This is a genomic window from Nostoc mirabile CHAB5784 (genome assembly GCF_020829645.1).
Classification (GTDB): Bacteria; Cyanobacteriota; Cyanobacteriia; order Cyanobacteriales; family Nostocaceae; genus Nostoc; species Nostoc mirabile.
Window position 1 is genome coordinate 14,877 of the sequence record NZ_JAIVFS010000063.1, and the last position, 15,172, is coordinate 30,048.

The 15,172-nt window shown below is 41.6% G+C and carries 15 protein-coding genes; 5 read left to right on the top strand and 10 right to left on the bottom strand.

Annotated elements, in window-relative coordinates:
- Positions 1-20: 20 nt before the first annotated feature.
- A complete protein-coding gene (locus LC653_RS29370) occupies positions 21-320 on the top strand; it encodes a type II toxin-antitoxin system HigB family toxin (RefSeq protein ID WP_229498176.1) in 300 nt (99 codons plus the stop codon).
- Positions 304-717: a helix-turn-helix domain-containing protein gene (locus LC653_RS29375; RefSeq protein ID WP_229498177.1), complete on the top strand. Its 414-nt coding sequence runs from the start codon at positions 304-306 to the stop codon at positions 715-717. The genes LC653_RS29370 and LC653_RS29375 overlap by 17 nt, the downstream gene beginning before the upstream one ends.
- A gap of 65 nt (positions 718-782) precedes the next feature.
- Here the strand turns inward: LC653_RS29375 and LC653_RS29380 are convergent, their stop codons facing one another.
- Together LC653_RS29380 and LC653_RS29385 are read right to left on the bottom strand one after the other, a co-directional pair.
- Entirely contained in the window at positions 783-1,118 is a 336-nt protein-coding gene (locus tag LC653_RS29380) for a XisI protein (RefSeq protein ID WP_229498178.1), read from the bottom strand.
- Positions 1,119-1,322: 204 nt separating this feature from the next.
- Positions 1,323-1,598 (bottom strand): element excision factor XisH family protein, encoded by a 276-nt coding sequence (locus tag LC653_RS29385; RefSeq protein WP_267923229.1) that lies wholly within the window; start codon positions 1,596-1,598, stop codon positions 1,323-1,325.
- Between the two features lie 218 nt (positions 1,599-1,816).
- On the opposite strand from LC653_RS29385, the gene LC653_RS29390 reads away from it, so the two are divergent.
- From LC653_RS29390 to LC653_RS29400, 3 genes are read left to right on the top strand one after another with little or no spacing between them, the layout of a single operon-like run.
- On the top strand, positions 1,817-2,056 hold the full coding sequence (locus LC653_RS29390; RefSeq protein ID WP_229498179.1) for a type II toxin-antitoxin system HicB family antitoxin: 240 nt from the start codon (positions 1,817-1,819) through the stop codon (positions 2,054-2,056).
- Positions 2,053-2,283 carry a type II toxin-antitoxin system HicA family toxin gene (locus tag LC653_RS29395; RefSeq protein ID WP_229498180.1) on the top strand — a complete coding sequence of 77 codons (231 nt, stop codon included), beginning with the start codon at positions 2,053-2,055 and terminating at the stop codon, positions 2,281-2,283. Before LC653_RS29390 ends, LC653_RS29395 begins: the two co-directional genes overlap by 4 nt.
- A gap of 20 nt (positions 2,284-2,303) precedes the next feature.
- Positions 2,304-2,468 carry a hypothetical protein gene (locus LC653_RS29400; RefSeq protein WP_229498181.1) on the top strand — a complete coding sequence of 55 codons (165 nt, stop codon included), beginning with the start codon at positions 2,304-2,306 and terminating at the stop codon, positions 2,466-2,468.
- A 283-nt stretch (positions 2,469-2,751) separates the two neighbouring features.
- Here the strand turns inward: LC653_RS29400 and LC653_RS29405 are convergent, their stop codons facing one another.
- From LC653_RS29405 to LC653_RS29440, 8 genes are read right to left on the bottom strand one after another with little or no spacing between them, the layout of a single operon-like run.
- Positions 2,752-4,113, bottom strand: coding sequence for an eCIS core domain-containing protein (locus tag LC653_RS29405; protein ID WP_229498182.1), 1,362 nt, complete (start codon positions 4,111-4,113; stop codon positions 2,752-2,754).
- The gene (locus LC653_RS29410; protein ID WP_229498183.1) at positions 4,110-4,358 is read right to left on the bottom strand and encodes a hypothetical protein; all 249 of its coding nucleotides are present in this window, start codon (positions 4,356-4,358) and stop codon (positions 4,110-4,112) included. The genes LC653_RS29405 and LC653_RS29410 overlap by 4 nt, the downstream gene beginning before the upstream one ends.
- A complete protein-coding gene (locus tag LC653_RS29415; RefSeq protein WP_229498184.1) occupies positions 4,355-6,478 on the bottom strand; it encodes an ATP-binding protein in 2,124 nt (707 codons plus the stop codon). The genes LC653_RS29410 and LC653_RS29415 overlap by 4 nt, the downstream gene beginning before the upstream one ends.
- Positions 6,475-7,722 (bottom strand): Pvc16 family protein, encoded by a 1,248-nt coding sequence (locus LC653_RS29420; RefSeq protein ID WP_229498185.1) that lies wholly within the window; start codon positions 7,720-7,722, stop codon positions 6,475-6,477. The genes LC653_RS29415 and LC653_RS29420 overlap by 4 nt, the downstream gene beginning before the upstream one ends.
- Positions 7,723-7,725: 3 nt before the next feature.
- Positions 7,726-11,376: a hypothetical protein gene (locus LC653_RS29425; RefSeq protein WP_229498186.1), complete on the bottom strand. Its 3,651-nt coding sequence runs from the start codon at positions 11,374-11,376 to the stop codon at positions 7,726-7,728.
- On the bottom strand, positions 11,376-12,113 hold the full coding sequence (locus LC653_RS29430) for a T4 family baseplate hub assembly chaperone (protein ID WP_229498187.1): 738 nt from the start codon (positions 12,111-12,113) through the stop codon (positions 11,376-11,378). The genes LC653_RS29425 and LC653_RS29430 overlap by 1 nt, the downstream gene beginning before the upstream one ends.
- A gap of 54 nt (positions 12,114-12,167) precedes the next feature.
- Positions 12,168-12,641, bottom strand: coding sequence for a phage tail protein (locus LC653_RS29435; protein WP_229498188.1), 474 nt, complete (start codon positions 12,639-12,641; stop codon positions 12,168-12,170).
- A gap of 10 nt (positions 12,642-12,651) precedes the next feature.
- Positions 12,652-14,367 carry a phage tail sheath family protein gene (locus tag LC653_RS29440; protein WP_229498189.1) on the bottom strand — a complete coding sequence of 572 codons (1,716 nt, stop codon included), beginning with the start codon at positions 14,365-14,367 and terminating at the stop codon, positions 12,652-12,654.
- Positions 14,368-15,172: the final 805 nt, after the last annotated feature.

Genomic DNA, 15,172 nt, shown 5'->3' on the forward strand with positions numbered 1-15,172 from the left:
ACAAATTTCTAACTTTAGGGATGCACGTAATCAGCAAAGTGAAATTGCGGGAATTCTGGGTTCAACACGCTGATTCTGAAGATGCTCTTAATGATTGGTACAAGTTTACGTCTAAAGCAAACTGGTCTAATTTAATGGATGTTCAGAAAAGATATCCAAAGGCAGAAGCGGTTGGTAACTTTACAGTGTTTAACATCAAAGGTAATAACTATCGTTTGATTGTAGACATTAGATATTCCAGCCAGACAGTTTTTATTAAATACGTTCTTACCCATCCTGAATACGATAAAGAAAGGTGGAAAGATGACCCCTACTTCTAGTCAACAAACCTATACTGACTTACTGATTCAGTATCAGCCTAAACTAATTAAAACAGAACAGGAGTATAACAGAGTCTTAAAAGTAGTAGAAGGGATGATGTCTGGTGAATTGACAGAGGCTGAAACTGCGCTTTTTGAGTTGTTGGTTCTTCTGATTGAGAATTACGAATCATGTCATTATCCTATGGGTGAATCAAAACCTGTGGCTACTTTGGAATCCCTGATGCATGAATTTGATGTGGAGCCAACTTCTTTAGTCCGGGTTTTTGGCTCTGTTGAGATTGTTAGGGAAGTAGTTAATGGTGAACGGAAAATTAGTCAATCTGAAGCTGAGTCTCTGGCCAAGTTTTTTAATGAGCATTATTCTGGACTTTCCCTCACATCTGTTGACTTTTAAACTTTTAAGAATGTCGCTACTAGATCGGGCGATCGCACTCTCAAGTTAAGAAGAAACCCGGTTTTTCACTCAACAGCGTAAGAAGTAAATTGACGTTTAAACGGGGAATAAAAACCGATAACTACATCTGAGGGAGGTACACCTAACTCAACTAGCGTCTCACCAACAAGTTCTTCTGTACCGTTATATTGAATCCATATCTTTTCATTTTGGATATCAAAATGCATTATGGGGCCAAATACCCGTTTATCATCTTGCCAACCTACATAAGCTAGTTGATAGTGGTCGTTTTCATTGTCAAAGATTAGTTCTGACTTAATAGTATCGGTATTAGAACTGATTTGTGCATGTTCGGTTAAGATTTGTTTGATGATTTGTCGATAGCGTTCTATTTTATCCATTGCCGAATCTCCTCTTTTTTGGGGTCGTAAGTTACTATTTTAACTAGTTCCGTGGGTTTAAGTCCCCCGGTTCTATAATCGGCAAGTTTTGTGTTGGGGTTAAATCCCCATTACAAAACTTAATTACGAATTACGAATTACGAATTATTTAACTTGATGACGTTGAAGCGTGCGTTGGACAAAAGCAAGTTGAAAAAAATCTAACTAGGTTTCATGTGGAACTGCTAAATAAACAATTCGTTCTGGTTGATTTTCCTCCAATGCTAGGCAGTAATTAAGGTATTGGCCAAGGGCTGTGTGAAATTCATTGATATCAGAACCTGCAATAAAACTTTTAATTTCAACCGCTATTTTTTCGGTATCGCGTTCTGCTGCGATCGCATTTTCTGCGGCTAAATCTATCTCATACTCATTGAGTTTGTTACCATCGTCGAAATCAAGGAATTGCTTAAAGGTTAGTGGTAATGGGGTTGAGATCATGGCGATCACTCCTGATTGATTAGCATCTGGCTTCTCATAACCTTTTGATCTTCAAGTCTATATCTATTTGCCTTTAAGTTTTAGCTTGTTGGGTCTCATGCTTCGACCTAACCTACAAGATCCGCGATCGCACTGCTTTCACCAACATAACCTAAAAGCCTTTATTATGGAATCAGTCTAAGTTAAAAGTAGGTAGATCACAAACAGGTTGAAAACATATGGACAACAACAATAAACAAATTTACAATTACACAGTTCTTCTGGAAAAAGAATCAGATGGAGGTTATCACGCTTTTTGTCCTATCCTAAAAGGTTGTCATTCTCAAGGAGATTCTTTTGAAGAAGCCATTGAGAATATTACAGAAGCTATTGAATTATATCTTGAAAGTTTAAGGGCTGATAATCAGTCAATTCCTAGAGAAGATTTAATTGTTAAGTCATTAAGTATCTTGGCATGAGTAATTTTCCCTGTGTCAAAGCTAAAGAATTTATCAAAGTCATCGAAAATTTAGGTTTTTATCTTGACCGTCAAAAGGGGAGTCATGCTATTTACAAGGATAGTCATGGACAAAGGGTTGTTGTTCCTATTCATTCGGGAAAAGACCTTAAACAAGGGACTCTAATGGGCATGATTCAGGATATTGGTATTGACAAGGAAACTTTCTTTGAGTTATTGGGAAAATAAATTAGGTGTAATTTTATTGTTTGGTGTCGGTACTCAACCCAACCTACAAGATCGGCAATCGCACTGTTAATTGTGATAGTGGCGGTGCTTTAAGCTATCACTTGCGTTCCCTACAAGATATGCGATCGCACGCTCATCAACCTTCATACATGGGCGATCGCTTTGAGGTCAGGTTGAATCAGTAAATAATGGTGCGATCGCCGAAGGCGGGGCGAAGCCCATCGCACGTTCATCAACTTTCATATATGGGCGATCGCTTTGAGGTCAGGTTGAATCAGTAAATAATGGCGCGATCGCACGTTTATCAACTTTCATATATGAGCAATCGCTCTTTATTTAAAGGTGTTCTATCAATGTTAATTTCTTGTTTTATAGAGTGACTGCGATCGCACTCTCCTTCTTTTTTTCCGACTTATCAAAACTTTGCGGCCCTTTTTCCTTACCTTTTTTTTCTCTCTCTACCTTTCTTCATACTTGTCTCTTCTGCCGAGCTGCCGGCCACACATCTCCGCTTACATCTATCCCTGCATTCTTCATCTCGTCTATCGCTTCCCGACCTGCTTGTTCTACTTGTGCTTGTGACTTCCCTGGAATGGCTGGCGCGTACATTCCTTTGCATATCACTATTAAGTGGAAGCTTTTCGTCTCTTTATTATGCGTGATGCCCCGTGTTTCCACTCCTATCAAAACTTCCGCACATCCTGCTCTCTGTGTCTTTGAAGACGTAGCCGGTAAGCCATTCCTCTGTACCGACGTACACGGTGACTTTGTAAGTGTCAGTGCTACTCGATTCACCCCACGCTTACTGAACCTATTCCAATTTTCTATTATCTTTCTTATCGCCACGTCTTCCGCATGTTCCTCTCCATGAGTCTGTGTCGTGCTAGGCTTTGTCTTTCCTAAGTATTGCCATTCCTGGTTCGGCTTCGCATTGTAGGGATCTAAGAAGTGGATAGCTGCGTATGTCTGAAACCGATCTGCGTACTCCTCTGATTCCAATTCTCCTTCTGAAAAACCCATTGTCCAAGGCATCCTTTGGACTATTGGGGTTTCAGTGGCGAGGTGTTGCGGTAACTTCGACGTTGGCAAAACTGTTTTTGCCATTTTTTGCTGCACCACTTCCAACATTTTCACTCTCGTTGAGGGATTATAATTTTCTATTTCTCTCCTCTGCATAAACTTCAATGCCATTGCATCCGCTTCCTTCTCTAACCCCAGATCGTCATTAATCGCCATTCCCTTTGCTTGTATGGTCGGCTTCACTCGTCCCTGCTTTTGCTGGATCACATGCCCTACTTCATGTCTAAGATCTCTTTCCCGACCAGGTGCTACATAGATATTCGTACCTTGTGCATAAGCATACGCCTGCAACTGGGCGGGCTTGGGGGAATTATAGTGGACTTTCACATCATCCAATGAATAACCGGAGTAGTTTTCAGCCGCCGTTTTCAGGTGATTGGGCAAACCTGTTTTGTTTTCCTTATGTTTCTCAGATGCACCAATGCTCTCGTTGGATACCCCTGACATCTTGTGTCGTTGAATCGGCTCACCTTCTCCTGATTGCACAGATGCTAGCGTGTTCTTCTGCTGCACTAGTGGACTTACCATCTGCTTCACCATAATCTGCTGTGGTTTAGTTGTGCTGATAGGCACTCGGCTAAAGTCTTTAGAAAAAGCTGAATTACTTAATGGTTGTGCTTCTTTATCATCTGTTGATTGCGCCTCTGCCTTTGAAACAGAACGAACGGCGGCACGCTGTAAAATTCCGCTTTCTTGTGATTTTTCACCATTTTGGTGCTGATTAGTTTGGGCAATTCTTTTACTAGTCATGGTTTCATTCCTCGATATATTTCTTGTGCTATTTGTCGCCCTATTTGGGTGGTATTAGTTCCAGGCTTTACTTGAATCGCACCACCAGGCACTACCCCACCTGAGAGCAAGTTGTCTGGTAAACCTTCATTAGCTAGCAATCTCGCCAATTCACTCTCTACCTCTGCTTGCAACAACCGCGCCTGACTACGAGAAATCGGCATTCCCTCTAAAATCAGTTTCTCTATATCAATATTGATATTCATACTCTTACCCCCGTAGGTGCTAAAACCCGAAAATCTGCCTCATTGACTGGTCTATCCAACTTGCGAAACTCAGCCCGCGCTGCCGCTAACACCAACTGCATCGTCACAGGCGTACCAGCCCCAGCAGCCAGAAACGCCGCATTTAAAGCAATATTGTGGATACTGCCCCCCGTCATATTCAGACGTGCCAAACGATTAAAATCTAATTCCTGTACTGGTGTCTCTGGTGGAAACACCTTTTGCCACATCACCTGACGTTCAGCCACACCCGGAAAGGGAAAATTCACAATAAACCGCAAGCGACGCATAAAGGCATAATCTAACGAACTCTTGAGATTCGTTGCTAGAATAGCCAAACCGTGATAAGCCTCCAATCGCTGCAACAGATAATTCACCTCAATATTGGCGTACCGATCATGGCTATCCTTCACCTCAGAACGTTTCCCAAACAAAGCATCCGCTTCATCAAAAAACAGAATTGCCCCGCCATCTTCCGCCGCATCAAACAAACGCCGCAGATTTTTCTCCGTTTCTCCAATGTATTTGTTGACCACAGATGAAAGGTCAATCCGGTAAAGATTTAGCTGCAAATCATTGGCTATCACCTCCGCCGCCATTGTCTTCCCTGTGCCGCTTTCTCCGGCAAACAAGGCGCTGATGCCCATGCCCCGATTCATGCGGTTGTGAAAACCCCACTGTTGATAAACTAGGCTGCGCTGCCGGATTTGGTCAGCAATTTGATGCAGCAAGTTTGTCTCCTCTGCTGGTAGGACAATATTATCCCAAGTCGCTTTGGGGTCAAGGCGTTGAGCTAAAGTATCCAACTGCGGACGAGTACTAACAAGACAAGCTGACCAAAGCTTACCACGCAAGGTTTTTCTCCAAGCCGATTCGTTGAACCTCTCCCCCAATCCCTCTCCTTGTAGGAGAGGGGAGTCCTCCTCTTCCTCCCCCCTTCCCGCACTTCGTGCCGCTTCGCTAACGCAGGGAAGGGAGGCTGGGGGGGTTAAGTCTTCTTCCTGCGACGGCATTTCCCCCAACACTTGCTGGGCAATCTGCTCAATCTTGACTAAATTGAGGTTAAACTGAGTCGCCAGAACCTGCGGACTACTATCTGCCACTGCTGCTAATGCCTCAGTCCAAGTTGTTTTTTGTTCCCTGGCTGTTGGCTTTTCAACATCTACGACAATTGTGGGCAGACCCAATTGCCTAACCTCACGAGTGCTAAGGAAAAGTAGACCACCACTGCGGGTAATAAATCGCTGCAAGGGAAGTGCTTGTCCTTCTGTAGTCGGTTTAGCGTCAACCTCTTGGGCATCTAGATATAGAGCAAGCGGCAATAGCAAGCTTTCCCGATGCCATAAACGAGCAATTGTCTCTAACTCTCCTGCCTGGGTGGGCAATAATTCTACTGCCAAACGATAGACATATTTATCTAGTTGGGCTGCTACATGTTGGGCTATTAGTTGCTTGCTGAGGGCATCTGCCCCCACTAGCTGAATAATTGGTAAGCGTTGTCCTTTATGGGTTTGGTGCAGTTGCAGAATAATTGTTTCGACAACAGCATTTTGAGATGGGGGTAATTTTACAGCCCATTCTTCTGTTTGCAGTGGCATCAATAATGATACCAAGCGATCGTCTAAAGAATTTAATCCTTTGATATAACTTAATATACGTTCATCTACCCGTAAACCACTCGTAGTCAGAGGTTGAACTCCTGACTGATGAATTTCAATTAATCGCCAGTAACGCAAAGGTCGTTCCCAAGAAAGGGCGTCCCAAGTGGGTTGCTCGAATAGTGATAAAGCCAACGCAAAGGTAGGATAAGGCTGATGAGAATTATCTAAAGCTCTGGCGCAAAGACGCGCTATACCTGGATCTAATTCCATTGCCACGCATAACAGTAAAACCTGTTGTTCAAAGTCAGATAAATCTAATTTTTGACTTAAGAGAAGCAGCGCTGGGGGTGGATTCATCCCTTCCGCCATTGCCATTTCTGTTACTTTAGGCTTCTCAATATCAGGTAACTGTGCAAGCTCACATAAACGCCAGCGTAACCAAGCCATTGCATTTGCTAGGTATTCTTCATTGTTTGCTATCCAACAATCGAGGTTATTCATAAAATCACCACCTTCTGATTCTGGTCGAAAACAGGCGGTGTCACTGTGCGATCTACCAGTAAACTATCTACTCCATCAATCCGCACCCGCACAAAATACTCACCCGGTGTAACACCTGCAATCCGAAACTCCAGCCTGTCTGTTTGATTTGGATGTGGTTGAGCCAATACTTCGCGATCGCCTAACAATAATGCCACCCTCTGTCTTGGTCGCACTTGGGGGCTTAAAATCAGGGTGAGCGTTACTTCGCCATTAGCGTCTGCTGTTGCCTGTCGTGGTATGATATCCAAAATTTTTGGTGCTAAGGCAAAAGATAATTCATTGGTAGTGCGACTTGGTTCGCCAGTCGGCGTTACTTTGACTACCACAGAATAAAAACCCACTGCCCAGTTTTCAGGCTCATCAGGTAATTGGACTTTTATATATGTTGCCGTTCTCTCTGCTAAAGATGGCACTTCTAGAGAAATTTCTAAACGGATATTTGTAAAAGATATAACTATATTTTCACTATCTAAGTGGAAACCATTAAGAATGAGAATATCACCCAATCTCGCACTAGCTTGTTGGTTAGGCAATTGCAGAGAAACTAGTGTGGGCAAGGGAGACAATAGGTTTGATTGCAGAATTGGGCCGCGATCATCAGATTGAAGTCTAATAATTGGTAGCGGAGTTTTTGCAGGCAAGCTACTCTCAATCAGCACTACTGACACTTCATAAGCAGCTGAAACTCGATAAGGTACTTGAAAAGTTGACCACAGGTTAAACGCCTCTTCCACAGATAGCGGTTGATAAACAATTCGCAACTGCTCTTCTTGTAAGTCAAGGTCGTACTCTGAAGAATCGGTTGTAGGCAAGGCTGCCCTAATATCCGCAGAAGTAATCTTCGGATGGTCATTAAAAACACTCATCGCCACACCTAACAGACGATGACTCGTAGGTTCTGGAAAGTCATCATTTTGAGCGTAAGCAGTCAGCAAGTAGTAGAGGTTCAACGGCAAAAGCTGCCCTCCTGTTTCACCAGGCTTTACTTGAGAAGGAATATCCATATTCCGCCAAGTTGGGTTGATTTGAGTGTCGTAGAGAAATAGATTAACTTGGTCACCACTACTAACAGTACTATCTCGCACCTTATCCAATGGTCGTGTCGTCACAGTGATTCCCCCCGAACTCTCAACGTCAAACCTTTCCTGGAGCAAGTGACGCAATGTAATTGTGACAGCCGCAATAGCTAAAGCGTTGCTCATCGCTTACCCCCTTCTAGCACGTCGTTGCAAGTACTCATTCAAACTCATCACAGATGGTGCTGGACGGGGCTTTGGTCGAGGCGGAGGTGGTGCTGGGGCTGCACTACGAATTTCTAACCGACCAATTGTGACTTGAATCGCAGGTGGTGTTTCATATTCTGTTAGCGATCGCTTTTGGAGTTTTTTGCTACTACGTGCAATAACTGACAAATTTTTCACAGTGAGGTCATTGATAGGATCAGAGAGAGGTCTTAAATCAGATTCTTCTAATTGCCTAAAGTAAGAAGACTCTACCCTATCTCTGCCTCTATCCGCAGACATAGATAGGTTAGGGGATACGTTCTGAGGCAATATTACGTTTTCAACTGGGTTGGTCAATATACCTTCATTAGGATTAATTTGCTGCCGTTGCATATTTGCAGGATGATGGGCATAATTAATGTTCATCTCTTCCCCAGCTTGCCCCAATTCATCCCACTGTTCGACAACGCCAACTTTCTGGGTAGCAATATGTTTGCGATTTTTGAATCTATCCGCAGACATAAAAAGGTTAGGAGATGCGTTCTCAGGTAATATTAAGTTTTGGCGTTGCATAAATGCGGAATGATTTAATGGATTTTCCTTTGCGTCTTTGCGCCTTTGCGTGAGATATTCATCCCTATATTCAGCAACGCCTAAGTTTTCAACTGGGCTGGTCAATATACCTTCATGAGGATCAATTTGCTGGTGTTGCATATTTACGGGATGATGGGCGTAATTAACGTTCATCTCTTCCCCAACTTGCCCCAATTCATCCCACTGTTCGACAACGCCAACTTTCTGGATAGCAATATGTTTGCGATCGCTCCTATTATAGTTTTGTGAGCAGACTTCCTGAGCAGAAGCTTTTTCCCTATGGAAATCAGACAAGTGAGAGTCAGAAAAGTTTATTTGCGATTGTATGTCAGTTCGTGAAGTTAAAGGATATAAAGCAGGAGTTGGTATTATATCTGAATTAATTGCAGTTAGCTGAGTTGTCGGTTGTGAAGTAACAGACGATGATAGATTATCTACGAATTGTGTAGTAGAACTGTTTGTCTGAAGTGAAGATAGTTTAGCAGAGCCATTTGACAGAAGTGGCTGCATTGATGAAACATTTTTGTGAACAAATATCTGCTGAATTCCTGGCACATTAGACGTAAGTTTTTCCTGTGGTTCAGCAATTGTTTCTGTAGCAATTGTAGGTGTTAAGCTCTGTTTGTGTGAATTCGATAACGTCCTATCAATAATAGATGCTATTGCCACTGGTGCAATCTCTGGTTGAATTACAGGACTTAAGGCAGGAGTGCTAGTGTCCACCGTCAGCACAGGTGTTAAAGGCAAAACTTGATTAATAGCAGGTGCGTTAGCGGAGCTTACCAAAGGTATCGCTGTTGGTTGTTCTACAATCTGGCTGGATAATATTTCTGAAGTTAAGATATTCTCTGTTTTTAGCGAACGCTTTTGTGGTAATTCACTTGCAAGTTGTTGCTGTGGTTGAATTAAAGTAAAACTGGGAGTATTAGTTTCTATCGTGATTGTAGGTATTAAAGGCGACTCTTGAGTAATAGCAGATGCGTTAGCAAAGCTTGGCGTTCCTCGTTCGCGTAGCGTCTCGTAGAGAAGAGGTTCCCGCAGGGTAGGTATCGCTGTTGGTTGTTCTATAATTTGACTTGATAATACTTCTGAAGTTGAGATATTCTCTGTTTTTAGCGAACGCTTTTGTGGTAATTCACTTGCAAGTTGTTGCTGTGGTTGAATTAAAGTAAAACTGGGAGTATTAGTTTCTATCGTGATTGTAGGTATTAAAGGCGACTCTTGAGTAATAGCAGATGCGTTAGTAAAGCTTGGCGTTCCTCGTTCGCGTAGCGTCTCGTAGAGAAGAGGTTCCCGCAGGGTAGGTATCGCTGTTGGTTGTTCTATAATTTGACTTGATAATACTTCTGAAGTTGAGATATTCTCTGTTTTTAGCGAACGCTTTTGTGGTAATTCACTTGCAAGTTGTTGCTGTGGTTGAATTAAAGTAGAAGCATGAGTGTTAGTTTCAACTGCAATCACAGGTGTTAAAGGTGACAATTGAGTAATAGCAGATGCGTTAGCAAAGCTTACCAAAGGTATCGCTGTTAGTTCTAATTGAAGTTGAGCGAGAAATGCCTCAGAACTTTCGGACTGTGGTAACTGAGAACGGATAAAGACTGGATTAATTTCTGTAGGTTGCTTATATAAGTTTTCAGTTGCAGATTTTCCCGGTTGTAGAACGCTAGGGATTGATAAGATAGTGCTAGTTTCTGGTTGTATTTGCGAAAGAGATTGTTTGAGATCCAATACCTTTGCTAAGGGATAAAGAGAAGCTGAGCGATTAATTTCAATCGATTGGTTATTTAATAATTGAGTTGTCAGTTCTTCTGATTTTTCTCCAACTAACTTTGAGACAGGAGCATTATTTTCCTTTGTGATCGCAGTCTTTAAAATTGTAGTATTTAGACTTGGCTGCGAAAATGTTTTCTCTTGGTGAGCAAATGTAAATATTACTGACTTTGTTGGGTTTTTGTTGAAAGGTATTTGTAAATCTGACTTTCTAGGTAATTGTAAAGATAAACTTAGACGATTAATGCCAATTGGTTGCTGGGGTAAAAATTTAGGTGTAAGCTGGCTCTCTTTAAAGATTAGGTTAGAGAGAGAAGTATTTGATTCTGGAGTCTGTACAGGAATGAGACGATTCGATAGAAAAGTCTTTGTTTGTGATACAAGTGCAGACTTCAATACGTCTGTCTTGGGATAAGGTATTATTTGATTTACAGTCGTTGAAAGTATTTCTGATTCTAGAAAAGGGTGAGTGAGAAATGATTCCCAATTGGCTACATTTGAAGGTTTGACAGAAAAAACAATAGGATTAATTTTAGTTAATTGCTTCTGTGATAATTGAGCAGGAGAAAAATTGAGTGGAGTAGTGCTTTTTTTTCCCTCTGTGCTTGAAGTTACTTGCTGATTATCAATATCTGAAGTTTCAACAGAATAAACAATAGGATTAATTGAATTTACTTGCTTTTGTGATAATTGAGCAAGAGGAAAATTGAGTAGAGTAGTGCTTATTTTTTGCTCTGTGTTTGAAGCTAATTGCTGATGATTATCAATATTTGAAGATAGGACAAAATCAACAGCATAATTAATTGGATTTGCTTGTTTATGTGATATAACAGGAGCAAAAGTTGGTGGAGTAGTGCTGGTTTTTTGCTCTGTATTTAAAGTCAATTGCTGATTATTAGTACTGATTTGAGTCAGTACCGACTCTGAAAAAGGCCAATTAGAGGATAATTCTAAATCAGGCTTGTATGCTATATGTTGGGAAGCTTGAACAGGTGTTGAAGAAAAATTAGTTAAAAACGGGTTAGTTATCTCTTCAGATATTTGCAAATTTGTTGCAGGCGATCGCTCCTCCAACGATTGCAAAATCTCAAAATTAGAAAATCTATCCGTTTGTGATATTGTTTCTAACTCAGTTGATTCTGTGGTAATCGATGGCTCCCAGTCAAGGTTAGCCTCCGGTAACGGTTCAAAGACTGATAATACAAGAGGTTGAACTGTATCGATTAAGTTAAAGCTTTTAGCTATCAAATCAAAGAGATAATTGCTCATCAGTTCGTCACCATCTCTAAATACAATTGTCGCCGTCTGGGACTCATAGCCAAAATATCAGCTTCACGCCAACCGTAAGCAGCAGCCAAAGTATGTACTTCTCGCAAAACTCGAAACGCCCAAGGGTTAATCTCAGCCCAGAAGAACGACACAATGTCAAATAACGATCGCCATTGGTGGTTGCAAGCGCAACAGGAAATATCAATTGGTACATTTGCTTGAGGATCTGCTTGAGCCATTTGGGCAATAATTGCATCTCTCACATGAGATGGTAATTGCTGAAACGGTAGATATTCACCATTACACACTGCTTGCAAAATACAGCGTTCTAATAAAATCTCTTGGGCAATCTCTGGCTGTTTGTGTTCAGCGATCGCTATCATATCTAAACTGTTTGGGAGACGAAAACTCACCTGATAATCAGCAAGCTCAAGACAATATTTCTTAACTGGTTCAAGTGACAGTGATGCTACACGCATATCTGCAACATCAAAATTAAGTTCCAAGACTTCACCACAGCTTGGACAGGTCACTTGACTAACCAGTTGCGAACCAAATGTCCACTCTCGCAATGTCAGCAGCATAGCATCACGCTGACCGAGACTGAGTTGAGTAAGCGTATCTATGGAGGTATCAGGACAAGCACTAGCTAGTAGCTTGATTGCTTTAGACCAAGATGGCTGATTACGTCCCCATTCCCAGATATTTAACAGTTCTGAGGTTGATAGCGATCGCATAGTCTATTTCCCTGCTGGTTGAACAATTAAATCTGATTAACTAAGCCTAGTTAATCATGAAGCTTTTTCCCAACCTTCGTTTTCTATCTTTATGTACTCGATAGCGACAGCATTAGCACTAGCATCAAGGTCTGGTAAAGCTTGATATTCCGAAACCCAGCAACTAAAAACTGTATATGAAGCCGCTTTCTCACCAGCTTCGTCACGAACCTCAATAGTGATATTTTTACGGAAATCTGCCAGAGACATTTCTGGTTTACTACCAAGCTTCCAGACCTTATTTGCCCATTCTTCAAAATCAGAATTTTTGCTACTAACACCTCGTTCTAAGGTGATGGGATCGTACTTGCTTTGTCCTGGAGACTTATAAACGGTACTAAAGTCGCCACCTGAGCGGTGTTCTATAACCTCAGTAGTTCGCTTCAGACCACTGACTTTACTTACCCCAGCTACTTCTGTACTACCGAATTTCACAACAAATTTAAAGTTTTTGTAGTAGTCAATACGTTTACTGTCAATAGAAGGCATATATTTCTCCTTAAACTGCTATTTGTCCGGCTATTTGCTGAATCTTGAGAATGACAAATTCAGCTGGTTTGAGGGGAGCAAAACCAACAATGATATTGACAATTCCTAAGTTAATATCATTTTGGATTGTTGTTTCTTTATCGCACTTTATAAAGTAAGCATCTTCCGGCTTACCACCTTGAAAAGCTCCTTGAAGGAAGAGACCATGCATAAAAGCCCCAAGATTCAAGCGAATTTGCGCCCACAACGGCTCGTCATTTGGCTCAAAGACAACCCATTGCGTACCACGATAAAGACTTTCTTCCAAGAAAAGCGCCAAACGGCGAACTGGAATATATTTCCATTCATCGGTAAGACGGTCATCTCCCTTGCGCGTCCGCGATCCCCAAATCACCCGACCAAAAGCTGGTAGAGTTCGCAAACAATTAATTCCCAGAGGATTCAATTCCCCATTTTCTGCGTCTGTTAAAGGTACGCTCAATTGGGGTACACCCGTCAGTGTTGCTTCTGTACCTGCTGGAGCTTTCCACACACCGCGTTCAACATCAGTACGAGCAAATACACCCGCGATCGCACCACAGGGAACAAATTCTTCTATTTGATTTTCCCGTAAAGGATTTGGCTGCTTGATTCGAGGAAAGAAAACAGCAGCATAACTAGTCGGTTCGCCAAAGTTCTGAATACCATTCTTGGCCTTATCCTTATCAGTCCAACTAGTAGGCGGATCGATGATGAAAAATGCGCGACGGTCTTTACAAAATTCTGCTGCTGGATCGACTAAAGAGTCATAATCTATATTGCCATCATTTTTATAAGGCGGAATACAAAGCATATTAAACAGGTCAGCTTTATATAAAGCGTAAAGACCCTGTTTATTTGCTTCTTTGTTTAACCCTGTGAAATCATTCACATCTAGATCGTCACCATCCGCACCACTGTTTTCTTCTGCTTTGGTGTTGGTATCGTTATCATCCCACAATCTTTTATCCGGTGTTGGATCGGCATGAGCAGCTGGTCTATCTGTTGGCACAGATTCATCTCTAAATCGAACTAAATAAGACTCATTCAACAAAACTTTATCTACTCGTCTGGGATGATTTGGCAGCACCGATACGTTGCGAAATAATTCTAGTTGATTTGTATTTTTATCAAAAACTTTAATGTTGAATAGTTTTTGTGACTCTGCATCTCGTACTACATTAACATCTAGATATTCAATCCGCACTCTTAAGAGATTTCCCCAGCTGCCTTCATTTGCTGCTTCTAAGTTGAGACCATTAACATTTAGTTGTGCTTTCTTAGCTGTGGGTTCGGTTTGTCCTGGAGTTTGACCTTCTGGTGGAGCCTGACCTTCTGGTGGAGCCTGACCTTCTGGTGGAGCTTGACCTTCTGGTGGAGCCTGACCTTCTGGTGGAGCCTGACCTTCTGGTGGAGCTTGGCCTTCTGCCTGTTTCAGCTTAGAGTGAGTGAGTCGGACAATAATTGCTTGGCTACCACCGTTGAGGTAAAAGTCTCGTAGAGCATAGCCAAGGGTACTATTCAGCCACAATCCTCCAAAAATGCGTTCAAAGTCGCCATAATTGTTGATAGTAATTGGCTCGTCTATAGGGCCTCGTAAGGTACGACCAATAAAGGCAGTAATAGAGGTAGATACGCCTGTAATCGTGCGTACTCCACTCTTGATTTCTTCTACGTAAACGCCTGGATAGGTTGGTTGTATAGGCATTGTTCAATCTCTAGTTAAGTATTTAGAAGTTACAAATTGACAAATTTAGTTTGAGACTTCAAACGATCGCGTCTAAGACGAATAGCGATCGCACTCAATAAACCCCTTGCAAAAATATTTTTGCACTCTTGGGGAAGGGAAAAAGGTTAAAAGGAAATAGTTGTTTCTTCACCCTTTTGCCGACTTCTGCAAGAAGTCTAATCAATTACCTTTGACCAGACTTGTCGCTCAATTGCAACACCATATTGTTTACTGACTTGAGGAGTTTTTTTACTAATCTCAGAAGGTTGGGCAATTTTGAACATAAAATCTTTTACCTTAACGAGAATTTTGTCAATCAGCAAGCTTAGAAAATGTGTTTCTACCCTTTACTTCATGCTCACAGGAGGTTGACATTGTTTATCAAACATAATTTTTCCTCCAAAATCGTTTGTACATAATTAGTCGGGTGTCCAACTGCCAGTCATGACGGTGTGACAAGAAGGTTTGGTAAAAAATAGGTACTCTTTCCTCTAAGTAGGTCGATGTGAATATTTATCGTTGGGATAAGGCAGGAGGCAAGAGGAAAGAGGGTTTGAGTTTCTTTAATTTTTGTTAACATAGCTTTGTTTTTCCACACCGTTTTACTTAATTTTTAACTTGGTAGCAGTGAGATGAGTTTATTCACTGTGGGTCTTTTAATTCTTAATTGGTAGCAGTGAGACAAGTTTATTCCCTGTGGAAAATCAGAGGCTTTTAGCTGAACCTTCTAATTCTTAATTGGTAGCAGTGAGATGAGTTTATTCACTATCTGGAGCCGCCATGA